Source organism: Gluconobacter kanchanaburiensis NBRC 103587 (genome assembly GCF_007988905.1).
Classification (GTDB): domain Bacteria; phylum Pseudomonadota; class Alphaproteobacteria; order Acetobacterales; family Acetobacteraceae; genus Gluconobacter; species Gluconobacter kanchanaburiensis.
Window position 1 is genome coordinate 37,716 of sequence record NZ_BJVA01000017.1, and the last position, 22,566, is coordinate 60,281.

The window sequence follows — 22,566 nt, forward strand, 5'->3', positions numbered from 1 at the left end:
CTTTCAAGGATTTTTATGACTCCCGCTCTCTACCGACGCCAGTGGGCACAGAACCCGCTGCGCGAAGTGCTGGCCGGAATGGTCGGCACCTTTGCGCTCATCCCGGAAGTCATCGCCTTTTCCTATATCGCCGGGGTGTCTCCGGCCGTCTCACTGTTCGCGTCTTTCGTCATTTCCGTCTCCATCGCCATATTTGGTGGCCGTCCCGGCATGATTTCCGGCGCGGCGGGATCGGTAGCGCTGGTGGCCGCTCCCCTGGTCCACGCCCACGGCGTTCAGGCCATGCTCCTCGCCACCCTGGTGGCTGGCGCATTGCAAGTCCTTTTTGGCGTGCTGCGTCTTCAGGCGGTCATGCGGTTCGTATCCGCCGAAGTCCGCACGGGTTTCGTCAACGCGCTGGCCATCATGATCTTCGCCGCGCAGGTTCCGCAGATACTTGGCGTCACCTGGCATACCTATGCGTTGATCGTTCTGGGTCTCGTCATCATCTATCTGCTGCCCCGACTATCAGACGCCATCCCGTCGCCCCTGATCTGCATCGTCGTGCTCACCGCCATCACGATGCTCCATCCGATGCCCGTCCACACTGTCGCGGACCTCGGAGACCTTCCCACTGGCCTGCCCAGCCTCACCTTCCCGCATATTCCCCTGACCTGGACTACATGGTCCGTGGTGCTGCCGTATGCCTTGGCCATGGCGGCGGTCGGGCTGCTGGAATCGATGATGACGGCCTCCGTTGTCGATGACATCACCGACACACATGGCGACCAGCGTATGGAATGCACCGGTCTCGGCATTTCCAACATTCTTGTCGGCGCTTTCGGTGGTATCGCCGGCTGCGGCATGATCGGCCAGACCGTCGGCAACCTGCGCTATGGCGGACGCGGACGCCTGTCCACTTTCACCGCTGGCGCATTTCTGCTGGCCCTCATGGTTCTGCTGCACCGCTGGGTTGGTCAGGTCCCGATGGCCGCTCTCGTCGCCATCATGATTATGGTATCCGCCAGTACCTTCTCGTGGAGCAGCCTGCGGGATCTGGCACGTCATCCACGCCTGTCCAGCCTGACCATGATCATCACCGTCGCTGTCGTAGTCGTGACACACGATCTTGCCGCAGGTGTCGCGGTCGGCGTCATGCTGTCTGGCGTGTTCTTCGCCTGGCAGGCGTCAAAGCTGCTGCATGTGACTGAACAACCGGCAGGCGACACCCTGACCTACACTGTCACCGGGCAGGTCCTTTTCGCCTCTGCCAGCAATCTTTCAGACGCCATCGACTATCACACCCAGGCCGAAACGGTTGTCCTTGATCTCTCTCACGCCCGTTTCTGGGACATCACTGCAGTCCAGGAACTCGAAAAGATTATCGGAAAACTGCGATCACATGGGCATGACGTGAAGGTCACAGGCCTTCGCAGCGACCTCCACGACATCATTAACCGCCAGTCGGACGAGACGCTTCTGGCGCTTTGAAAAAGGCTTCCGGCAAAGCCGCGAGCCATTTCAGGCGGTCCGTATCCAACAGATACGGACCGTCACATCCAGTAATTCCGTCCAATCTTTAATCTGATCGTAATCAGTCACCCATACCCCTCCCCCTTTTGCGACGTTAAGAAGAAGTCATGGAGCCGCCCGTCACACATTCCGCATCTTTAGCGCGAAAGACCCCACGCGATCATCGCGTGGACGCTCTGCGGGGTATCGCCCTGCTGATGATGCTGGTGGACCATGTGCCTGACGATCTCCTCAACCGGATCACTATCCGAAACTTCGGATTTGCAGATGCCGCCGAAATCTTCGTCATGCTCGCGGGTTATGCGTCCTATCTGGCCTATGGACGACTGATCGACCGAGAAGGCTGGAAGACCGGCATCCACCGCATCCTTGCTCGCTGCGTCAGACTTTATCTGTACCAGACCGGCATGACCCTGATCTTCGTCTGGACCGTTCGCCAGTGGCGGCATTACCAGCCGCTTCCCGAATATACGATCGAACCCCAGCTTGCCCACGGCTATGGCTGGCTCTGGCGTATCCTGACTTTTGATGCGCTGCCAAGCTATCTCAATATCCTGCCGCTCTACGTCGTGCTTCTGGCACTGTTTCCGCTGATCTACTGGGTTCTCAAACGCAGCCTGTGGCTTCTGCTCGCACTGAGCGTGGCCATCTGGGCGATCGCCAACCTAGACCCGCACATAACCATACCCAACTGGCTCGATCCCAATGGATGGTATCTCAACCCATTCGGATGGCAGTTTCTCTATATTCTCGGGATTCTGGGAGCGGTGTGGGCCTCGAAGCACAAGGGCGATCTGCCGTACCGTCGCTGGGCCAAGGTTCTTTGCCTGACCTATCTGGCCGGCGCGTTCATTCTGTGCTTTCCCTACGAATACTGGCACGTCCCTTCCCTGAGGATCTTCCCCGCACCACCGAACACAGGAAAGTCGACGCTAGCCATCTGGCGCCTGCTGGACATCATGGCGATTTTCTATCTGGTCCAGTCTTCTACGGCTCTGCGTCGCCTTTCGGCGGACCGGATCGGACAAAGCCTCGCACTCCTCGGGCGCAATTCTCTGGAAGTCTTCGCCTTCAGCACCGTGCTGGATCTGCTCGGGCGCCTGATGTTCGCCAGCTTTGGCATCAACCTGTGGGATCAGGTCGTGATGAACGCCGTAGGCCTCGGCTTGACTTACGCACTGGCCATCCCTCTGGACCGGGCGCGACAGCGCGCCAAGGCGGCGCGGAGTCCAGCAGTGCCCCTGAAGCCTGCCCCTGCGTCAGAATAGGACAACCCGTCAGCTTTCGTAAGGCAGGAGACGGTCTGGATATAGCAGTTCGAACCGCTCAAGATCTGCCGAGAACAGACGGACCTGAACATCCATCCCATCCTCGAGATCCGTCCGTCCGGTCACTTCACCATGCTGATAGAGCCAGGCCAGAGCCGCACCGTCCGTGATCGCCAGACGCACATCGACGGATTTCATCGAACGCGTCAGGTACTGATCCAGAATTTCGAAAAGATCCGGCAGCCCTTCGCCCGTAATCGCAGAAATCGCAATCGCGTTCTCTCGCCGCGGCACCGCTTCGACGCCCCCGACCAGATCGGCCTTGTTCAGCACTTCAACGGTCCGGTCGGACCAGTGTGAATCGAGCATCCCGTCCCGCACCATACCGTCGAGCACGTTCAGAACATCGGCCCGCTGGGCCGCACTGTCAGGATGCGAAATATCCCGAACATGCAAGATCACGTCCGCCTGCGCCACTTCTTCAAGCGTCGCCCGGAAAGCCGCAATCAGTTCGGTCGGCAGTTCACTGATAAATCCAACCGTGTCGGACAGAATCACATTGCGCCCCGACGGCAGGCGCAGACCACGCATTGTCGGGTCCAGCGTAGCGAAAAGCTGATCCTGTGCATGGACAGACGCCCCCGTCAGGGCATTGAACAGCGTGGATTTTCCTGCATTGGTATATCCCACAAGCGCCACGACCGGGAACGGTACGCGCTTACGGGATTCACGATGCAATCCTCGCGTCCGGCGTACCTGTTCCAGCTCTTTTTTGATCTTGCCGATCCGCTCGGCCAGCATCCGGCGATCCGCCTCCATCTGCGTCTCGCCCGGACCGCCAAGAAAGCCGAAGCCGCCGCGCTGACGCTCAAGATGGGTCCACAGCCGCACGAGCCGCGAGCGCTGATACTCCAGATGCGCCAGCTCAACCTGGAGCACACCTTCACGGGTTGCAGCACGCGCGCCGAAAATATCAAGGATCAGGCCGGTCCGGTCTACGACCTTGCAGCCCAGAGCTTTTTCGAGATTACGCTGCTGACCGGGCGAGAGGCGGGCATCGATAACGACCACGTCCACGTTATCCAGCTTGACCGCCTCGGCAAGCTGCTCGACCTGACCACTCCCCAGAAGGGTCGAGGGGCGCCGTGCCCGCAGCAGGATCGCCGCCTGACGCACCACCACGAGCCCGATCGAAGCGGTCAGACCGACCGCTTCCTCAAGCCGCGCATCGGCTGCGCGAATTTCTTCCTGCGGTCCCGACTTCTCCCATGGCAGGATGACTGCTGCCCTGGTTGCAGGCTTTTTGGTCTCGAAACCGCTCAAAGTTCTTCTTCCATAAAATGGGACATTGGCGCAGCAGGCATGATGGTGCTGACGGCGTGTTTATAAACAAGCTGCACATGACCGTCACGACGCAGCAAAAGAGTGTGCGCATCGGACTGCGCCACAATGCCCTGAAGCTTCACGCCATTGACGAGAAAGACGGTGACGGATGCTTCCGTCCTGCGCAGATAATCGAGAAAGACATCCTGCACGGCCCGGTGTCCGACGGAAGACAAGGATTCTGAAGTCACGCTGTTATCAGTCGACTGAAGGAAATGAAAAAAAACGGCGCATGAACTCAGCCACTGACCGGCGTGGAAGGCCCACCCGCACGCTCGTCATTCGTGGTGACCCCAAGCTGCTTGAGCTTGCGATGCAGCGCGCTGCGTTCCATGCAGACGAAGCTGGCCGTCCGGCTGATATTGCCGCCAAACCGCATGAGCTGCACCTGAAGATACTGCGTTTCGAACAGGTCCCGTGCCTCACGCAGCGGCAGACTCATGACATCCGCTCCAGAAGAGAGGCGCGTCATCGAGGGCGCCCCCTGGCTGATCGTGGCGGGCAGCATGTCCGCCCGGATTGGATCGTTCCCCGTCCCCGGCATCATGATCAGCAGCCGTTCCATCAGATTGCGCAGTTCGCGCACGTTGCCTGGCCACTCATAGGATTGCAGCGCCGCAAGCGCATCCACGGAGAGCTCCCGGACCGGAAGGCCGGAAGACTGGGCACAACGTTCGAGGAAATGCCGCGCCAGACCCGGAATGTCTTCCCGCCGCTCCCGCAGGGACGGGATCCGCAGGGGCACAACCGCGAGACGGTAATACAGATCCTCACGGAACCGCTGTGCCGCAATTTCGGACTGAAGATCGCGGTTGGTGGTGGCGATAACGCGGATATCCACCTTCACCCGCGTATTGCCTCCCAGACGCTCGAATGTCTGGTCCTGAAGCGCACGCACGATCTTGCCCTGCGTTTCAGGTGGCATGTCGGCGACCTCGTCTAGCAGAAGCGTGCCGCGGTGCGCTCTTTCCAGCACACCCCGACGCATCGGCTGGCCGTCTTCACCCTCAAGGCCAAAAAGCTCTTCCTCGAAACGGTTGGGGGCCAGTGTTGCACAGTTCAGCGCAATGAACGGCCCCTCTGCCCGGCGCGAGCGCGCATGGATCATGCGGGCCGCCACTTCCTTGCCCGATCCGGCAGGCCCACTGATCAGCACACGCGAATTGGTGGGGGCGACACGCTCGATCTGGGCGCGAACCGCCGAAATGGCAGCCCCTTCTCCGGACAGCGTCGTCTCCGGTCCCGCCCGCAGACGAAGTTCCGCATTCTCCCGACGCAGACGCGCGGCTTCAAGCGCACGTCGCACGACGACCAGAAGCCGGTCCGACTGGAACGGCTTCTCGATGAAGTCGTATGCACCGAGTTTCAGGCTGGACACCGCCGTCTCGATCGTTCCGTGACCGGAAATCATGAGTGTCGGCAGCCCAGGCTCTTCCATCTGGAAAATCTTAAGCAGTTCGATACCGTCAAGGCGCGAGCCCTGAAGCCAGATATCCAGAATCGCCAGCGACGGACGGTGCGAGCGAAAAAGCTCGAGCGCCTGATCCGAATTGGCGGCGGTCCGCGTACGATAGCCTTCGTCGTTCAGAATGCCCTCGATGAGAAACCGGATGTCCGGCTCGTCATCGACGATTAGGATCTCATGTTCCATCTGCTGCCCTCGTGGTCTGGAGATCGGTGCCGCCGGGCCCATGGCTCTCCTGCTCCCATAACGGCAGGGACAGGGTGACACGCGTTCCCTTCTGCCCGGTCAGCAGGCCTGGGGACTGGTCTGGTACCCGATCAGTGAGCTGAAGCATCCCGGAATGGTCCTCCATGATCTTCTTGACAATCGCAAGGCCGAGGCCGGTGCCCTTCGCCTTGTGGGTTACATAAGGCTCGGTCAGCCGGTGGCGTTCCACCGTCGGCAGGCCGATCCCGTCATCTTCTATGTCTAGCAGGACATGCCCGCCATGAATGTGCAAGCCCACCACAATGTGTCCGATTGGCTGCACTACCTGTCCCACGGGTTGCCCTGACGGGTTTTCCCCCGGTTTTCCGCGGCCCGTCATACTGATCGCATCGGCTGCATTCTGTAGCAGATTTGTGAGGGCCTGGCCGATGAGTCGCCTGTCGCACCGCACCAGCGGCCCTGACGGCGGCAGACCGGAGGTATCGAACACGATTTCGGGATGAGCATTGCGCTGCAACACAAGCGCCTCCCGGCACAGCCGCGAAAAATCTTCCGGCTGCATGACAGGCTGGGGCATCCGCGCGAAGGCGGAGAACTCGTCAACCATCCGTCCGATATCGCCAACCTGTCGCACGATCGTATCAACAAGCTGCGTATAGGTCTCGGGATCGGACTGGATTTCCTTGAGAAAGCGCCGCTTCAGTCGCTCTGCCGCAAGCTGGATAGGCGTCAGCGGATTCTTGATTTCATGAGCCACGCGCCGCGCTACATCCGCCCAGGCCGCCTTGCGCTGCGCGGATTGGAGATCCGTGATGTCATCGAAAGTTACGACGTAACCCGCGACATCCTGTCCGCGCAGTTCCGCCACGACCCGCACGAGAAGCGTGCGCCCCGCTCCTGCCCCCGCCCCCTCGCCTGGACCGCCGGGACGCTGCGCGCCATCGGTATCGACCTGGATTTCAGCCGTATGAACGCGCTCGGGCGCAAGACGCGCCTCATCCAGAATAGATGAGAACTCCGGCACCCGATCCGTCATTTTTCTGCCGATCGAGGGCTGGAGATCGCGCTGGAGCACAATGGACGCCGCCCGGTTCGGCAGTTCGATGACCTGCGCCCTGTCCAGCCCGATCACACCTGCAGACACACCCGCGAGAACAGTTTCGGTGAAGCGACGACGCTCGTTGATCTGGTCATAAGCCTGCATCAGCTCGGAACGCTGGCTTTCAAGCTGATCGGTCATACTGTTGAACGCCCGGGACAGACCCGTCACTTCGTCATCCTTGTCCTGACCGGTGTCGTCCGGCACCGGAACACGAACGCCAAGATCCCCGCGCGAAATGCGCTGCGCGGCAAGAATGAGCAAACCCAGCGGATTGGCAATGCGATTGGCCAGCGCCAGTCCCGTCAGCATCCCGACAGCCAGCACCAGCAGACCCATCAGCGCGAAAATGACCGCGAACAGAACCTGCGTCTTGCCGCGATTGGTGATCAGCCGCTGGTAGTCCGCCACCAGCGCATCGGTCCGGCGCATGTGTTCAACCACATCGGGATCGACAGGACGGGTGATGACGAGCATGAGCCCGGAATTCCCGCCCAGTGCCACCACGGCGCGCACCTTGCGCTGATCGGGACGGTCGAGGATCACCGCCTCACCATGCCGGGCCAGTTCCACAACGGATTTGGGCGGCAACGGTGGCGCCGTCGACATATCCGCATCACTACCCAGAAGGCCGCCAACCGCCAGCACCTTGTAGGTCAGCGGATCGAAGACCTCCGCATCCGTCAGACCGCGCTCGGTAACTTCATCGTCCAGAAATTCCTGAAGACGCGCCGGATCATGAAACAGATCCGTCCCGCGGGAAAACAGCTCGTCGTTCTGAACGGTAATCAGGGTATTCGCGAGCGCGAACGCCTCTGTCCGGGCGTTATCGTTATGCTCCTGCAGGTACCCGACCGCGACTGATCGCGCCTCAGTCAGAGCATCGTTCACCCGGTTGGAGAACCAGATCTCCACGCCATAATGGAAAAACAGCGTCGCCACCGCGCCGACAACAATGGTCGGCGCGACCGCCACGATGCCGAAGAGGGTGATCAGCCGGACATGCAGCCGCGCGCCCGCCAGACCAAGCCGGCGTTCGGCCACCATGCGCCCGATCTGCACCACTGCCGCCGCCGCAATCAGCATGAGCATGATGAAGTCGAGCAGGAACACGATCGCCTGGACTTGCGGACGGTGCGCCAGAGACATGCCGCCCGACAGCACAACGAAGGTGGCGAAGGCGAGCACAAGGGCCAGAACCGTCAGAAGAACCGCCCCGTTGGTGCTCGTCAGCCTTGCGAACAGGCGCCTCAGGGACGGAATTCTCACTCGTCGATGCCTTTTGGGATCGTGATATCCAGTTCGCGGATGCGTTTGCGCAGGGTGTTACGATTCACCCCGAGAATGGCTGCCGCACGCAACTGGTTGCCGCAGGTCCGGCGCAGGACCATCGTAATCAGCGGCCGCTCGACTTCGCCCACCACACAGGCATGAAGATCACCGGCCGTATTCTCCAGATCACCCTCAAGATATTCGGACAAAGGCCGCTCCAGCGCCCGCTCCAGTCCCCTGGGACGCGTATTCCCCGTGCCGGCGACCAGACGACAGACCGCACTGATCCGCTCCGGCCCCAGACGCTGTCCGGCCGGCAGGGCCGCCAGCCACTGATGCAGCCCTTGCATCAACCCGCCCTGCCGCAGGAGCAGCGCCGGATCATGGCGACTCCCAGCAATCACGCGCAGATCTGTACTCTCCTGTCCCAGCCAGTCCGTAAAACGGTCCTGCATCTGCGGGCACAGACAGTCGATCTCATCCAGCAGCAGGGTTCCGCCCTGAGCCTGCTGGACCCAGCCTGCCTCACCGTTTCCAAACAAGGCGGCCTCGCGAAGGGCGCGGGGCGTGGCGGTCAACGCGGCAATCACAAACGGCTGCTTCGCGCGCGGACTGTGACTGTGCAGCCGCCGGGCCACGTCCTGCCTGTCGAGACGCGAAGCCCCGTACAGAAACACCGAATGACAGCCATGCCCGGCCAAGTCTGTCGCAGCATCAGTTGCAGGCTGCTCCGTCATGAGCCATGCCGGAAAAAGACATCACAGACCTTCAGAACAACGGTTCCCCGCACGGCCTCAGGCTGCTTCACGGGTGCCGTCGCGACTCAGGCTGCCCGCCGGCCCGGCTTCCCGGTTACGGACGACACCTGCATCGATATGCCGGTCATAAAACGCTTCAAGCAGACCCGTCGCTTCGGCCGCACTTTCCACTCCATTGATCGTGGAGCGGAACGTCGCCGACCCCGGAAGCCCGGCGGAATACCAGGACACATGCTTACGCGCGAGACGCAGCCCCGGCCGTTCGCCAAAATGATCGAGCATCATCCGGTAATGCCGCAGCGCGATTTCCTTTTCGGTCGCCAGATCCGGGTCCGGCACATCCTCGCCCGTCCGCAGGGACTGTGCGACCTGAGCCGTAAACCAGGGCCGCCCATAACAGCCGCGCCCGATCATGACACCGTCGGCCTGGGACTGATGCAGGGCTTCACGCGCGTCCCGGATGGTATTGATGTCCCCGTTGACGATAACCGGTAGCGACACCGCATCCTTCACCGTCTTCACGAAACGCCAGTCCGCCGTCCCATTATAGAACATCTGCCGGGTGCGGCCATGAACGGTTACGAGCCGGATGCCACTCTCTTCCGCGATCTTCGCCAGACGCGGCGCATTCAGCGAGTTATGGTCCCAGCCCATACGCATCTTGAGCGTCACCGGCACATTCACAGCGCGGACGGTAGCTTCCAACAGCTTTCCAGCCAGAACCTCGTCCCGCATCAGCGCGGAACCCGCCATCTGCCCGATCGCCACCTTCTTCACCGGACAGCCGAAATTGATATCGATGAGGTTCGCCCCCCCATCCGCCGAAATCTTCGCCGCCTGCGCCATCGCCTCAGGATCGCACCCGGCAAGCTGGACCGCGTTCGGCCCACGCTCGGCCATCCGGGCCATGCGCATGGTGTTTTCGTTCTCACGGATCATCGCCCACGACGCGATCATTTCCGACACGACCAGCCCTGCCCCCAGATCGCGGGCGAGCTGACGGAACGGCAGATCCGTGACACCCGACAGGGGCGCCAGGATCACCGGATCCTCGATCACGACGCCCTGCCCCAAATCAATGGGTCGCAGAACACGGTTCGGAGGCGCGGTTTCGGAAACGTCAGAAGGAGAGGGAGCTGTCATGGCCCGCCCAATTTAACCGTCACGTCCCGCAAGCGCAAACGCTCCTTTGCACGCAACTCCGCCCCCGGTCCGTACGCTATTTTTCCATCTCTTCAGGCCATCCCGCCAGGAAGATGAGCATACCCCACATCACGCCCAGCGACGGAACCCGCATTCACTACGAAAAACCGCGGCACAGCTACCTGATCGCACGCAAGGGTAGTCTTCTGTTGCCGGAAGGACCGTCCCGGGAGGCACAGCACATGTCCAACTGCACCGACGTCGAGTTCGAGGACAACGCCCATATGGTGTTTCTCGACGAACCTGACGTCAATCCGTCGCGCCGATTTCCGAGCGATGCCGCTTCAGACCGTCCTGCGTGATGACGAAACGTCCGTCCTCACGCAGTTCGGAAAGCCCCAGTCGCTCCAACCGTTCCAGACAAGGCTGGTCCTTCAGACCCGTCGGACGCCCCGCGGACGCACACAGCAAAAGCCGGTGCAGCGTGGAGCGGCAGCATGTCTCGAGATAGGGCTCGTCATAAAATTCACTGCCAGCCTGAAGGCCGGATTGCGGAACGAACTCAGGAACGGATTCAACTGCGGGGGCGTTGGGCATGTCTTCGCGTCTATCGCGTCCCCGTCCGCCCGCCAAGACAAAACCCCGTTCATCCTCACTCAGGCACGCCAAGCCATCCCCCACCTGATGCATAGCCCTCCAGTTTAGGGTAAGGAAACGAGTCATGATCGATCTCGGAACGCTCGTCACCCCGCTTCTGCACCGCTTCGATACCGAAACGGCGCATGAACTCGCCATTCACTCCCTTGCCCTCGGTCTCGGCGGTCAAGCCGCCAAGGACGTCCCGGCCCTGTCGACACGCACGCTCGGCCTGCGCTTTCCCAACCCGATCGGCCTTGCCGCCGGGTTCGACAAGGACGCACGGGCCATTCGTCCGCTGGCAAAGCTGGGCTTCGGACATATCGAGGCCGGGACCGTCACCCCCCGCCCGCAGCCCGGCAATCCCGGCCCCCGCCTGTTCCGGCTGGTCGAGGATGGCGCGATCATTAACCGCATGGGTTTCAATGGCTGTGGCGTCGACCGCTTCTGCCGTCGCCTTGGCCGCCTGCATCGTCCAATGCCCAACGGCCGGATGCGGGGCGCAACCGTACCGCTCGGGGTAAATATCGGAATCAACAAAACCGGCTCTGACCCGCTGCGGGACTATCCGGACCTTGTGGCCCGAGTCCGGCCCTATACCGATTACATCACCATGAACCTGTCTTCGCCCAACACACCGGGGCTGCGGGATCTCCAGTCGGCCGACATGCTGAAAGAACTGCTGGCCGCGATCAACGCGCGCAATCCCGAGCGTCCTCCGCTCCTGGTGAAGCTCGCCCCGGATCTGGACGACAGCTCCTACGAACCAATCCTCGAAGCCGCCATTGAAGGCGGTGCGCAGGGTCTTATCCTGACCAACACCACCATCGCCCGTCCCGGCAGCCTGCGCGATCCCGCGGCCCGTGAGATCGGTGGCCTGTCGGGCCGACCGCTCGCCCCGCGGTCACGCGATGTCCTGCGGATTGTCTCCGGTCTGAACAGGGGGCGTCTGGCGCTGATTTCCTGTGGCGGCATCGAAACCGGCGAGGACATTCTCGCCCGCATCCGTCTGGGTGCGGACATGGTGCAGATCTATTCGTCCTTCATTCTTCAGGGACCCGGCATTCTCACACGGATGAAAACGGAACTTCTGGATGCCATGCGCCGGGACGGGTTCGAATCCGTGGCCGATGCCCATGGCGTCGATCGCCCGCACTGATCCCTCCCGCCCTTTCATCTCCAAAGGTTTCTTTTTGCGGGGCGTCTTTATCTCAGGGCATCTTTCCCGCCGAGGGACAGATGCCCTTTTTTCCAGGCGCCCTTTTTCCGGCAGCCCCGGAAACCCCGACGCAATCGAACCTCTCCGCTCCGGGCTCGTTGAATCCCCTATCAAGCCCCCTTACCAAGCCACTGAACGGAATAAATTCGCATGACCACACGGCCTGCCGCGCGCGCTTTTCCATACCCCAACAAACCGCGCTCCGAGACTGTCCGTGGACCACTGCCGGGTTTTCTGTTTCTTGTTCTGACGCTGCTCGGTGCCGGCCTCTCCAGTATCGGTACACCCGCTCTGGCCGCTGCCCAGACGTCTACCGCTCCCGCCAAAGAGGCCCCGAAAGACGCGTCGAAAGGCGCACCTGCCGATCAGGCCACCTCAGGGTTGGGCTGGAGCGCGGTATCCGCATCCATAAGCCGCCAGCTTGACGATAATGCCACAGTCCTGCGCCAAGTCTTCGCGATCCTGAACCGCAAGGATGCGACCACCGGCAACAGTGAGCTCGACGCCCTGTCGTCACAGGTCCAGAAGGTCCAGCAGAACACGCAGGATGCCGTCACACAGATCCAGTCCTATGACAGCATCATCGAATCCTTCCTGAAGATTCTCGGCCCCAAGGCCGCAGACAACGAGGATGTCTCCGTCACCTCCCAGCGTCAGCGGATGCAGCAGAACTCCCAGTCCGTGAAGTCGGCGCTGATGAGAGCCAAGCTGTATAATCTTCAGGCCCAGCAGCTTGGCACCGCCATCAACGCCCGCCGCACCCGACTCCAGCACGCCGCCCTGTCCGAGCACACCGTCTCGCCGCTGGCGCCGCGTTTCTGGCGAACCCTTCTGACGGAACGCGCCGAGAACCGTTATTCCCTGCACGCAGGCGGCGTCCTGTCAGACTGGCTTTACCTCCTGATCGGATGTGCCATCACCTTCGCCGCCATCGGCGTGAGTTCGCCGTTGATCCTTCGCCTTCTCAAACGCTGTGGCGCCCATTTCCGCACGGCAACGGAAGACAGCGTGCGTGAAGCCCTCTCCGGCAGCATTATCGCCATCACGCTGAATGGCGCACTCGAAGCCCTGATCGCCACTCTGGCCTGGTTCATCTGGGCCGCCGCAGCCCTTCCCGAAGATGGAGGCCCGATCGCGGCCGTAATCGGCGAAACCGTACCGGTCTGCGGCTTCATCATTGGCGCGGGGCTGCCGATCTTCGGACGCAGGGGCGTTCTCGCACAGGGCAATCCCGGCGAGCGCAAAGCCCTGCACGGCGTGGACTGGATCCTCGCGATCAGCATCCTTCTCCTCGACCTCCTGCGCACCTTTCAGGCTCAGGATGCTTTCGGCCAAACACTTCAGATCCTGCTTGAAATCGCTTTCTCGATCGGCGTCGCCGCCTGCGCGGTGGATACGTTCCGCAGACTCGGCAACCAGAACGATACCCGCGGCTTCGCCCCTTCCGCCCTAGGCGTCTCCAGCCTTCTGCTCGTGGTAACGGTCATCTCGATCCTTCTGGGTTACGTGGCCTTCGCGTTCACCCTCAACGGCTGGCTGCTCTCCCTCGGTACGGGCGTCGCCATCGTTACATTGCTGGGACTGTGCTGGCGCGATGTGCTGGAGCGCCTGTTCTCCGAGGGCGGATTTTTCAGCCGCCGCCTCGTTCAGCTCGGCCTGACCCAACGCCGCCTGTCCCAGATCGGGGTCATTCTCTCGGGCGCGGGAAACGTCCTTCTCCTGCTGCTGCTGTTTTCCATCGCCCAGACGGATGGCAGCTTCAGCGTCGCCGACATCACCAACCGTCTCTGGCTTCTGTTCGTCGGCAACACGATCCACGGTGTGAAGATCTCACTGGACACAGTGGTCCTCGCCATCGTCCTGCTCGTCGTCGCCTATTACGCGATCCGTCAGACACGCTCGTGGATCCGGGACCGGTTCTTCCCTACCACCCGTCTGGATATCGGCAGCCGGACCTCCATCCTGAGCATCTTTACCTACTGCTCCTGGATCATCGTTGGACTGGGCATTCTGTCGATTGCCGGTGTGTCCGTGCAGAACCTGACCTGGGTAGTCAGCGCACTCTCGGTCGGTATCGGCTTTGGCCTTCAATCCATCGTACAGAATTTTGTCTCCGGCGTGATCCTGATGGCGGAGCGTCCCGTCCGGGTCGGAGACATGGTCGAGATCGCGGGCACGCGCGGAGACGTCAAGCGCATCAGCATCCGCGCCACCGATATCGGGTTGAGTGACGGCTCGACCATGATCGTTCCGAACTCCCAATTCATCACGACCAGCATCAAGAACGCCACGCTCAGTGGTGCGACCGGCGCCCTGACCCTGACGTTCCAGGTCCCGCTGACGACTGATCCGGAAAAAGCGAAAGCCATGCTGCTGGAAGTTGCGGCCCATCGGGACGAGGTACTCGCCACGCCGTCTCCCAAGGTCCGGGTCAGCGCCATCGCCGGAGACAGCCTGACGATGACCCTGAGCGTCGCACTTGCTTCAGCACGCGATGGCGGCAGCGTTCAGGATGCCATTCTTTTCGATGTGTTCCGCCGCTTCCACGCCGAGGATATCGCTATTACGACAGCCTGATCACAATTCCGGGACAGGACGCCGGGAAATGCTCGATTTCCGGCCGTCCTGTCCTTAAGGTCAAACTGTTCAGAGAGGCCAGAATCCCGACCGATGCCATCCCCGACACAGTTTCCTGATGAAAAGATAGCCGGACAGGTCTTTCACCTGCCGGTGCGCTCAAGGACGCTCTCCATGGCGGAAGCAGCGGTTTATCTGGGGCTGCCGGAGCGGCGGATGAAACTGCTGACGGTTCTTGGGACAGGCCCGGCACGGACCCAGACCCCGGATGGCAAAATCGCCTATCGCCGCGAGGATCTCGAACTCTATCTCACGGCGATGCATGAAAAAGCGGATATTTCCGGAACGGAAATGGTCCGCCGACGCTCACAGGCTGCCGCGAGCCGCCAGCGCGCACTCGAACTGGTTCAGATCGGGAGCCGGACCGGTTTTCCCGATCCGGACCCGTTCATGATGCTGGCCACCGGTGCGGAGGCCCGTCAGCACGCCTGTTTTTTCGTTATCAAAGTCATGGCGCTGTTCGGACTGATCATGCTCTGCATTTCGTCCACCCCGCTGCTGAGAGCCCATTTCAACTGACAGGCCGTCATTCAAAACCGCAGAGCACGGCCTTTCCAATGCCACGGCCGCTTTCAAGCAGTTCATGCGCCCTGCGCAGGTTGGCGATCGTGATTGGGCCCAGCATGTCATGCAGGGTGGTCTTCAGCAGCCCGGCCTCAACCAGAGACGCCACCTGCCCCAAAATTCTGCCCTGAACCTGCATGTCCGGCGTCTCGAACATCGGACGGGCGAACATATACTCCCAGTGCACGGAGAGCGATTTACGCTTGAACGGCATGATATCGAACTCACCGGGATCGTCGATCAGCGCCAGCGCACCCTGCGGCGCCAGAGAGCGGACGATCGCATCCCGATGTTCGCCCGATGCTGTCAGGCCTGCCACATAACGCACCTGCGGAAGTCCGATCCGCGCCAGTTCCTGATCCAGCGGGCGGCGATGGTCAATGATATGGTGGGCACCCATTTCGAGGCACCACGCTATCGTTTCGGGACGGGACGCGGTGGCGATAACGGTCAGCCCCGTCAGACGACGGGCAATCTGGGTCAGGATCGAGCCTACGCCTCCTGCCCCGCCGACAATCAGGATCGCATCCGGATTTTCCATCTGGCCCAGCGTAACCCCCAGCCGGTCGAACAGCAGTTCCCAAGCGGTCAGGGACGTCAGGGGCAACGCGGCGGCTTCTGCATCCGAAAGCGTCTTCGGAGCTAATGCGATCAGGCGCTCATCAACGGCCTGAAACCGCGCATCGCTGCCCTGACGCTGGGCACTGCCTGCATAGAAGACCCGATCCCCGGCGCGGAAGCCCCGCACCTGTCCTCCCGTTGCAACGACGGTCCCGACGGCATCATATCCCAGAACACGAGGCTCGTTGTCCGGCGGGTCCATCGACCGTAGTTTCGTATCGACCGGATTGACCGAAACAGCCCGGATTTCAACAACGACATCGCGCGGTCCGGGCACAGGCGTCGGAATATCCAGTTCCACCAGAGCGTCCGCCTCGTCCATCCGCGTGGCACGCCTGTGTCCGAAAGCTTTCATAAGAATGATCCTTCAGTCCGGAATGTCGCAGCAGAGTGGCTCAGCCGTGACGATCCATCAGCATGTTCGTCACCGCTGCCTTGAAGGGCAGAAGCCGGTTGGCCAGTGCCAGACCCGCCCGGCGCGCCATCAGGAATGGCGTCTCGTCGCGGGTATAAACGGTTGCGATTGCATTGGTGGCCGCAAAGAGCGGCGCTGTCGCCAGGCGGTGCGTCCTCTCGAAACGCGACAGGACCGACGGGTCTCCCGCGTCTCCCGGGCCGTCAGCAATGGCACGCGCCAGAACCTCCTGCCCCTTGAGCCCGAGATTGAATCCGTGAGCCGTGATGGGATGCATCCCCACGGCCGCATCGCCGATCAGCGCCAGACGCTGCGCCTGGAACCTGTGGGCATAGACAGCCTTGAGCGGATAGACGCAGCGGGCACTTTCCAGGGTCATCTGTCCCATTCGCCCCTGCGTCCGGGCCGTGATGTCTTCACTGAAAGCCCGCCCGTCCAGCGCCTGAAGACGTGCGATTTCTTCGGGTTCGAGCGTCAGGACCAGCGATGAACACGAGCCCGGGCGGTCGTCAGGAGCGACGGGAAGAAGAGCGATCGTCTGCCCTTCGTCGAACCACTGGAGCGCGGTATTGGCATGAGGCTCAGGATGGCGCATCCGGCAGACCATGATGTTCCGCTGAAAGTCATGAACAATCGCCCCAATTCCGGCTTCTTTGCGCAGGCGCGAGAAACGCCCGTCCGCCGCGACCAGCAGGTCCGCTTCCAGACGCTCCCCGTTCGCCAGCACAACCCCTGCCGACCGGGCATCATGCCACGAACTGGCAATGCCTTCGCCGGCCCGGATCTCCACGCCTGGCGTCCGCTGCGCCACCCGATAAAGGGCGCGACGGATCAGATGGTTCGCGACCATATGACCGAGAGCATCCGGGCCGTCCGCAGGCGCATCGAAAAGAAGGGGGGGATTCCCGGCCTTGCCGGTCTCGATCCGGGCGGTATGCATCGGACAGATGCTGCCCGCCGGGATTTCCTCCCATGCCCCGATCGACCGGAGCCACTCGGATGCATGGTGCGCCAGTGCGATCTCACGCCCGTCAAAAGGCGCGTCGGCCAGTACGGCTGCGGGAGAGCGCTCGACAATACAGACCTTCCGGCCGGCCCGTCCAAGAGAAATGGCGCAGGCCAGACCGACCGGGCCACCTCCGGCAACAATAACGTCGTAACGCATCCGATCAGCCGGCATCTGCGGGAAATTTTACGGGCTCTCCCTTCCACACCGCCATATAGTCATCGATTTCGGGACGCTTGCGTTCGTCAGAATGTTTGGCAGGCGTTCCCACAAACAAGAACCCCGCAAGACGATGGGGCTCGGGCAGACCCAGAGCCTCAAGCAGGGCACGATCCTCGCAGAAGGGACCAGTCACCCACATTCCGCCAAATCCAGCAGCATGAAGGGCATTGAGAACATTCATCGCTCCCGCGGCAACTGCCATTTCCTGTTCGATAACAGGGATCTTGCCTTCCGGACGCAGATGCATGCCCAGCGCGACAATCATCGGCATACTGGAGAAACGCTGGTGTCGCTTGGTCTTCTTGGCAGCAGGCGCATCCGGCTCCTGCCGTCCCATCGCCTCCACGACGAGATCGGCAAAGGCCTCCCGGTGCTTGCCCTTGATGACGGTATAGCGCCAGGGGCGCATCTTTCCATGATCGGGGGCCCGCAGGCCGGCCGACAGAATGGTCCGGAGTTCATCCCCCTTAGGCGGCGGCTCGACGAGATGGTCCGTCGAGGCGCGGGAGAGAAGGACGTCGAGGGGGGAATGATGATGTGCCATAGTCCGGAAATATGGCCCCTTCTCCCCGCCCCGCCAAGGGCAATTTCCCGTCCCGGCACATCTCAAGAAATAGTGAGGACAATTCAGGACGGTCGATACGCTTCGGCATCTTCCCAGGCATGGCTTTTCCTGCGGGCCAACTCAGGTTTTTACAGCCATGTTCGCCGCGGAGCGTGGAAATCCGCACCACTGTAGTGTAGCAGGAAGTTCATGAACGAAATCCGTCACGCCCGCCTGCATCGCGCAACCAGCGAAACCGATATCACGCTTGCCCTCACGCTTGACGGCCACGGCCGCTCGGACGTGGACAGCGGCATCGGTTTTTTCGACCATATGCTGACAGCGCTGGCCAAACATGGCGGCTTCGATCTGGAGCTGAAAGCGGTAGGGGACCTGCATATCGACGGTCACCATACTGTCGAGGATGTGGGAATCGTCTTCGGACAGGCCTTCCGCCAGGCCATTGGCGACAAGCGCGGCATCGAGCGTTTCGGTCATGCTCTCGTCCCGCTGGATGAAGCTCTGTGCGAGGCGGTGGTGGATATTTCCGGTCGTCCCTACCTGGCCTGGAACGTCGTCTTTCCCCGCGAAAAGATCGGCACGATGGATACGGAACTGTTCGAGGAGTTCTTCCGGGCCTTCGCCATGTCTGCCCATATTGCCCTGCATCTGACCTGCAAGGCCGGAACCAACGCGCATCACATTGCCGAAAGTGGTTTCAAGGCCGTCGCCCGCGCGCTGAAGGTTGCCGTCTCTCACGATCCCCGTCTTGCAGGGGTCATTCCCTCTACCAAAGGCGTCCTGTGAGCGCCCGCAGTTTCAGCCAGCCAGATTCGGGCTGTTACAGCATTCCGGAGGTCCCATGCGTATTGTCGTAATCGACTACAATGGAGGCAATCTTGCTTCGGCCGCGCAGGCAGCACGCAAGGCTGCGATCCGCAAGGGGATCGAGGCCGAGGTCGTCATTTCCCGTGACGCCAATGACATCCGGACGGCCGACCGCCTGATCCTGCCCGGACAGGGGGCCTTTGCGGACTGCGCTCAGGGCCTCGGGCCCGAACTGCGCGGCATGCTCGACACAGCAACCGCGAGCGGCACGCCGTTCCTCGGGATCTGCGTCGGAATGCAGCTTATGTGTGACTATGGCCTCGAACATGGCCGCACCGAGGGGCTGGGCTGGATTTCGGGCAATATTCGCCGCATGAACGAGGCGGCGGATGCGGGTCTGCGTCTGCCTCATATGGGCTGGAACACGCTGGATTTCGTTCCCGGTGCGCATCTCCTGACGGATGGCCTGACACCTGGCAATCACGGCTATTTCGTTCATTCCTATGCGCTTCACGATGGCGCGGAAAGCGATCTGGTAGCGACTGCACATTATGGGACGCGGGTTCCGGCCATCGTGGCCAGGGGCAATCGCTGCGGAACACAGTTCCATGTCGAAAAAAGCCAGGATGTCGGCCTAACGATCCTCGGCAATTTCCTGCGATGGACCTCATGACCATCACCTGCGAACGGGTTGTCTCATCCCTCTCGCCCGAGGATATGGATGCGCTGATCGAGGCTACCTCGGCCGGAATTCTGGACGGAGGGGGCTTCGGATGGGTTCAACCTCCCGGTCATCAGGCGCTGGAACGCTATTTTGAAGGCCTCCTGCTGGTCCCTGAACGCAGCCTCTATATCGTGCGCGACAATGGCGTCATCTGTGGGGCCGGGCAGCTCGTCCGACCGCCCGCCAGTTATGAAGCACATGCAGCAACCGCCAACCTGACCGGCTTTTTCGTAGCACCCTACGCGCGGGGCCGCGGTCTGGGACGCGCGCTTCTCGAAGCGATGCTCAGAGGCGCGAAGGCCATCGGCTGCAAGGTCGTCAACTGTGACATCCGCGAAACGCATGTGGCCGCTATCGGGCTTTTCCGGTCGTTCGGGTTCGGACACTGGGGAACCCATCCTTATTATGCACGGATCGGAGGGCAGACGGTGCGCGGAATTTTTCTCTCGAAACTTCTGGCAAATGACGATGAGGCCGCACGTTGGCAGTCCAGCGTTGCGATGCCCGATGCTAGCGGTCCTTCGTCTGCCTCATCGCATGATACTGCCTCCTCCTCTGCCCATGGTCTGACGCTTTATCCAGCTATCGATCTCAAGGACGGAGCCTGCGTTCGCCTGCGTCGTGGGGAAATGGAGGATGCAACCCATTACTCCGACGATCCTGCCGCACAGGCCCGTCTGTTTGCGGAAGCCGGATGCCGTCACCTTCACGTCGTGGATCTGAATGGAGCGTTTGCAGGCCGCTCCACGAATATTCCGGCCATTGAATCCATTGTGAAAGCCACAAGCCTTCCCGTACAACTCGGCGGCGGCATCCGCGATATGGCTGCCATCGAACGCTGGCTTGAAGCAGGTGTCTCACGCGTCATTCTGGGCTCCGTCGCGGTCAAGGACCCTGAATTGGTCCGTCAGGCCGCGCGTGCGTTCCCCAGCAGAATTGTTGCAGGCATCGATGCGCGTCAGGGCCGTGTAGCGACCGAAGGCTGGGCCGAAGTCTCGGAGCTTGAAGCCAATGATCTGGCTCTGCGCATGGAAGATGCCGGCGTAGCCGCTGTGATCTTCACAGAAATCACCCGTGACGGTATGCTGGCCGGGCTGGATCTGGAACAGACGGCTGACATGGCGCGCCGTTTGTCCATTCCTGTCATTGCAAGCGGCGGCGTCGGCAGCCTGGATCATCTGAAGGCCCTGCGCGACGTGGCGCGCAAGGTTCCGGGCATTTCGGGCGCCATTGTCGGCCGCGCGCTTTATGATGGTCGCATCGCGCTCAAAGACGCTCTGGACGTTCTCGGATCATGCTGAAACTCCGCGTCATCCCCTGCCTGGACGTCAAGGATGGTCGCGTCGTCAAAGGCGTAAACTTCGTCTCCCTGCGCGATGCGGGCGATCCTGTCGAACAGGCCAAACTCTACGACGCTGCCGGGGCTGACGAACTCACCTTCCTCGACATCACAGCAAGCGTGGAGAACCGGGATACCATCCTCGACGTGGTCCGCCGCACGGCCGAAGCCATCTGCCTGCCCCTGACTGTTGGAGGTGGCGTCCGCACCTGCGAGGATATGCGCCGTCTGCTTCTTGCAGGGGCCGATAAATGCGCCGTCAACTCCGCGGCGATCAGGAACCCGGATCTGATCCGCGAAGCCTCCGAGCGCTTTGGCAGCCAGTGCGTCGTCGTGGCTATCGACGCCCGTTCAAACAATCAGGGCGGATGGGAAGTCTATGCCAAAGGGGGGCGCGAGCCCACAGGTCTGGACGCCGTGGAGTGGGTGCGAAAAATGCAGGACCTGGGAGCGGGCGAAATTCTGCTCACCAGCATGGATCGCGACGGGACCCGCGCCGGCTTTGATCTGGACCTCCTGCGCGCGGTCTGCGCCGCAGTGACTGTTCCCGTCGTGGCCTCAGGCGGCGTTGGCGAATTGCACCATTTCGTGGAGGGCGCTGAAGTCGGCGCAAGTGGTCTTCTGGCGGCAAGTGTGTTCCACTTCGGCCAGTTTCGTATCGATGAAGTCAAGAACGCGCTGAACAAGGCCGGCCTGCCGGTCAGGCTGGGAGAATAAGAGCATGGGAAAACCCGCGACCAAACCGGCGCCAAAGCCTTCGAAGCAGCAGGACGACAAAAAATCCGATCTTCTGCAGGAACACGTTCTTCAGCGCCTTTACGATACGGTCCTGTCGCGCCGTGGAACCGACCCCGCACTCAGCCACTCGGCACGCCTGATGTCCCGGGGGCGCAACAAGATTGCCCAGAAATTCGGCGAAGAAGCCGTCGAATGCCTGATCGAAGCCGTCAACGGCAACCGCAAGGAACTGATCGGCGAAAGTGCGGACGTGCTTTATCATCTGATCGTCATGTGGGTAGATGCAGGCGTATCGCCGGAGGATGTCTGGGCGGAGCTTAAGCGCCGCGAAGGCACGAGCGGCATCGTCGAAAAAGCCTCCCGCCCCAAAGAAAAGCTCGGTTAAACAGGAAGCTGTCCATGGTCTACGATCCAGGCAATATTTTCGCACGCATTCTGCGCAGGGAAATTCCTGCACGCACGATCTATGAAGACGATTACGCCCTCGCCTTCCACGACATCGCTCCCCAGGCTCCGATCCACGTTCTGGTCATCCCCAAAGGCCCTTACGTCTCCATCGCGGATTTCGGTGCCATTGCCTCCCCCGAAGAAATTACAGGCTTCTGGCGCGCCGTCTCAAAAATCGCCGAAGCACAGGGCCTGACACAGGAAGGCTTTCGCCTCATCAGCAACTCCGGTCCCAATTCCGGCCAGGAAGTCCCTCATTTTCATGTCCATCTGTTCGGCGGTAGAACTCTCGGCTCCCTGCTGACACAAAAAACTTCCTAAATACTACTTGCCAAGACCTTAGGGGCCGACTATCAAGCCCCTCGCCTCGTCCCATTCGTCTAGAGGCCTAGGACACCGCCCTCTCACGGCGGCAACAGGGGTTCGAATCCCCTATGGGACGCCAATTTTATTTGGCAATGTTATCAGTGGCTTACTGGCAAATTGCCCGATTCCATCCAAAAATTAAGTAGCGATTTT

The 22,566-nt window shown here is 61.3% G+C and carries 22 protein-coding genes and 1 tRNA gene; 13 read left to right on the forward strand and 10 right to left on the reverse strand.

The genetic code is table 11. From position 1 onward, the window contains the following. Positions 1 to 15 precede the first annotated feature (15 nt). Together GKA01_RS11590 and GKA01_RS11595 are read left to right on the forward strand one after the other, a co-directional pair. Positions 16 to 1,470 carry a SulP family inorganic anion transporter gene (locus GKA01_RS11590; RefSeq protein WP_146863180.1) on the forward strand — a complete coding sequence of 485 codons (1,455 nt, stop codon included), beginning with the start codon at positions 16 to 18 and terminating at the stop codon, positions 1,468 to 1,470. Positions 1,471 to 1,619: 149 nt separating this feature from the next. Continuing rightward, complete coding sequence (locus GKA01_RS11595; RefSeq protein WP_146863183.1) at positions 1,620 to 2,780, forward strand: OpgC family protein; 1,161 nt, start codon at positions 1,620 to 1,622, stop codon at positions 2,778 to 2,780. A 9-nt stretch (positions 2,781 to 2,789) separates the two neighbouring features. On the opposite strand, the gene hflX is transcribed toward GKA01_RS11595, so the two are convergent. The 6 genes from hflX to dusB all read right to left on the reverse strand — a co-directional run bounded on the left by hflX (position 2,790) and on the right by dusB (position 10,107). Then, on the reverse strand, positions 2,790 to 4,103 hold the full coding sequence (gene hflX / locus GKA01_RS11600; protein WP_146863186.1) for a GTPase HflX: 1,314 nt from the start codon (positions 4,101 to 4,103) through the stop codon (positions 2,790 to 2,792). Then, positions 4,100 to 4,339 (reverse strand): RNA chaperone Hfq, encoded by a 240-nt coding sequence (hfq, locus tag GKA01_RS11605; RefSeq protein ID WP_228120049.1) that lies wholly within the window; start codon positions 4,337 to 4,339, stop codon positions 4,100 to 4,102. The genes hflX and hfq overlap by 4 nt, the downstream gene beginning before the upstream one ends. 62 nt (positions 4,340 to 4,401) lie before the next feature. Continuing rightward, positions 4,402 to 5,814 carry a nitrogen assimilation response regulator NtrX gene (ntrX, locus tag GKA01_RS11610; RefSeq protein ID WP_146863192.1) on the reverse strand — a complete coding sequence of 471 codons (1,413 nt, stop codon included), beginning with the start codon at positions 5,812 to 5,814 and terminating at the stop codon, positions 4,402 to 4,404. Next, the gene (locus tag GKA01_RS11615; protein WP_146863195.1) at positions 5,804 to 8,203 is read right to left on the reverse strand and encodes a sensor histidine kinase NtrY-like; all 2,400 of its coding nucleotides are present in this window, start codon (positions 8,201 to 8,203) and stop codon (positions 5,804 to 5,806) included. The genes ntrX and GKA01_RS11615 overlap by 11 nt, the downstream gene beginning before the upstream one ends. Then, complete coding sequence (locus tag GKA01_RS11620; RefSeq protein WP_146863198.1) at positions 8,200 to 8,943, reverse strand: sigma 54-interacting transcriptional regulator; 744 nt, start codon at positions 8,941 to 8,943, stop codon at positions 8,200 to 8,202. Before GKA01_RS11620 ends, GKA01_RS11615 begins: the two co-directional genes overlap by 4 nt. Positions 8,944 to 9,000: 57 nt before the next feature. After that, positions 9,001 to 10,107, reverse strand: a complete 1,107-nt coding sequence (gene dusB / locus GKA01_RS11625; RefSeq protein WP_146863201.1) for a tRNA dihydrouridine synthase DusB — start codon at positions 10,105 to 10,107, stop codon at positions 9,001 to 9,003. Positions 10,108 to 10,220: 113 nt separating this feature from the next. On the opposite strand from dusB, the gene GKA01_RS11630 reads away from it, so the two are divergent. Continuing rightward, on the forward strand, positions 10,221 to 10,469 hold the full coding sequence (locus GKA01_RS11630) for a hypothetical protein (RefSeq protein ID WP_146863204.1): 249 nt from the start codon (positions 10,221 to 10,223) through the stop codon (positions 10,467 to 10,469). On the opposite strand, the gene GKA01_RS11635 is transcribed toward GKA01_RS11630, so the two are convergent. Beyond that, positions 10,417 to 10,704, reverse strand: a complete 288-nt coding sequence (locus GKA01_RS11635) for a hypothetical protein (protein ID WP_167506368.1) — start codon at positions 10,702 to 10,704, stop codon at positions 10,417 to 10,419. The genes GKA01_RS11630 and GKA01_RS11635 overlap by 53 nt on opposite strands. Positions 10,705 to 10,828: 124 nt before the next feature. Here GKA01_RS11635 and GKA01_RS11640 point away from each other — a divergent pair, with 124 nt between their 5' ends. The 3 genes from GKA01_RS11640 (at position 10,829) to GKA01_RS11650 (ending at position 15,118) form a co-directional block, all read left to right on the forward strand. After that, positions 10,829 to 11,902: a quinone-dependent dihydroorotate dehydrogenase gene (locus GKA01_RS11640; RefSeq protein ID WP_146863210.1), complete on the forward strand. Its 1,074-nt coding sequence runs from the start codon at positions 10,829 to 10,831 to the stop codon at positions 11,900 to 11,902. Between the two features lie 210 nt (positions 11,903 to 12,112). Beyond that, positions 12,113 to 14,539: a DUF3772 domain-containing protein gene (locus GKA01_RS11645; RefSeq protein WP_194265887.1), complete on the forward strand. Its 2,427-nt coding sequence runs from the start codon at positions 12,113 to 12,115 to the stop codon at positions 14,537 to 14,539. 93 nt (positions 14,540 to 14,632) lie between these two features. After that, the gene (locus GKA01_RS11650) at positions 14,633 to 15,118 is read left to right on the forward strand and encodes a hypothetical protein (protein WP_146863213.1); all 486 of its coding nucleotides are present in this window, start codon (positions 14,633 to 14,635) and stop codon (positions 15,116 to 15,118) included. A gap of 7 nt (positions 15,119 to 15,125) precedes the next feature. Here GKA01_RS11650 and GKA01_RS11655 read toward each other — a convergent pair whose 3' ends face one another. Genes GKA01_RS11655 through GKA01_RS11665 form a run of 3 tightly spaced genes read right to left on the reverse strand, consistent with a single transcriptional unit; the run spans position 15,126 to position 17,971 of the window. Then, positions 15,126 to 16,139, reverse strand: a complete 1,014-nt coding sequence (locus GKA01_RS11655) for a zinc-binding alcohol dehydrogenase family protein (RefSeq protein WP_146863216.1) — start codon at positions 16,137 to 16,139, stop codon at positions 15,126 to 15,128. 40 nt (positions 16,140 to 16,179) lie between these two features. Then, positions 16,180 to 17,364 carry a 5-demethoxyubiquinol-8 5-hydroxylase UbiM gene (gene ubiM, locus GKA01_RS11660; RefSeq protein WP_146863219.1) on the reverse strand — a complete coding sequence of 395 codons (1,185 nt, stop codon included), beginning with the start codon at positions 17,362 to 17,364 and terminating at the stop codon, positions 16,180 to 16,182. Between the two features lie 4 nt (positions 17,365 to 17,368). Then, a complete protein-coding gene (locus tag GKA01_RS11665) occupies positions 17,369 to 17,971 on the reverse strand; it encodes a nitroreductase family protein (RefSeq protein ID WP_146863222.1) in 603 nt (200 codons plus the stop codon). Positions 17,972 to 18,181: 210 nt separating this feature from the next. Between GKA01_RS11665 and hisB the strand changes: the two genes are divergently transcribed. The 7 genes from hisB (at position 18,182) to GKA01_RS11700 (ending at position 22,492) form a co-directional block, all read left to right on the forward strand. Beyond that, positions 18,182 to 18,778, forward strand: coding sequence for an imidazoleglycerol-phosphate dehydratase HisB (gene hisB / locus GKA01_RS11670; RefSeq protein WP_146863225.1), 597 nt, complete (start codon positions 18,182 to 18,184; stop codon positions 18,776 to 18,778). 55 nt (positions 18,779 to 18,833) lie between these two features. Next, positions 18,834 to 19,472 carry an imidazole glycerol phosphate synthase subunit HisH gene (hisH, locus tag GKA01_RS11675; RefSeq protein ID WP_146863228.1) on the forward strand — a complete coding sequence of 213 codons (639 nt, stop codon included), beginning with the start codon at positions 18,834 to 18,836 and terminating at the stop codon, positions 19,470 to 19,472. Then, complete coding sequence (hisA, locus tag GKA01_RS11680; RefSeq protein ID WP_146863232.1) at positions 19,460 to 20,824, forward strand: 1-(5-phosphoribosyl)-5-[(5-phosphoribosylamino)methylideneamino]imidazole-4-carboxamide isomerase; 1,365 nt, start codon at positions 19,460 to 19,462, stop codon at positions 20,822 to 20,824. The genes hisH and hisA overlap by 13 nt, the downstream gene beginning before the upstream one ends. After that, positions 20,818 to 21,579: an imidazole glycerol phosphate synthase subunit HisF gene (hisF, locus tag GKA01_RS11685; protein WP_146863235.1), complete on the forward strand. Its 762-nt coding sequence runs from the start codon at positions 20,818 to 20,820 to the stop codon at positions 21,577 to 21,579. Before hisA ends, hisF begins: the two co-directional genes overlap by 7 nt. 4 nt (positions 21,580 to 21,583) lie before the next feature. Beyond that, positions 21,584 to 21,985, forward strand: coding sequence for a phosphoribosyl-ATP diphosphatase (locus tag GKA01_RS11690; protein ID WP_146863238.1), 402 nt, complete (start codon positions 21,584 to 21,586; stop codon positions 21,983 to 21,985). Between the two features lie 14 nt (positions 21,986 to 21,999). Then, entirely contained in the window at positions 22,000 to 22,368 is a 369-nt protein-coding gene (locus GKA01_RS11695) for a histidine triad nucleotide-binding protein (protein WP_146863241.1), read from the forward strand. Between the two features lie 48 nt (positions 22,369 to 22,416). Then, a tRNA-Glu gene (locus GKA01_RS11700) sits at positions 22,417 to 22,492 on the forward strand. Positions 22,493 to 22,566: the final 74 nt, after the last annotated feature.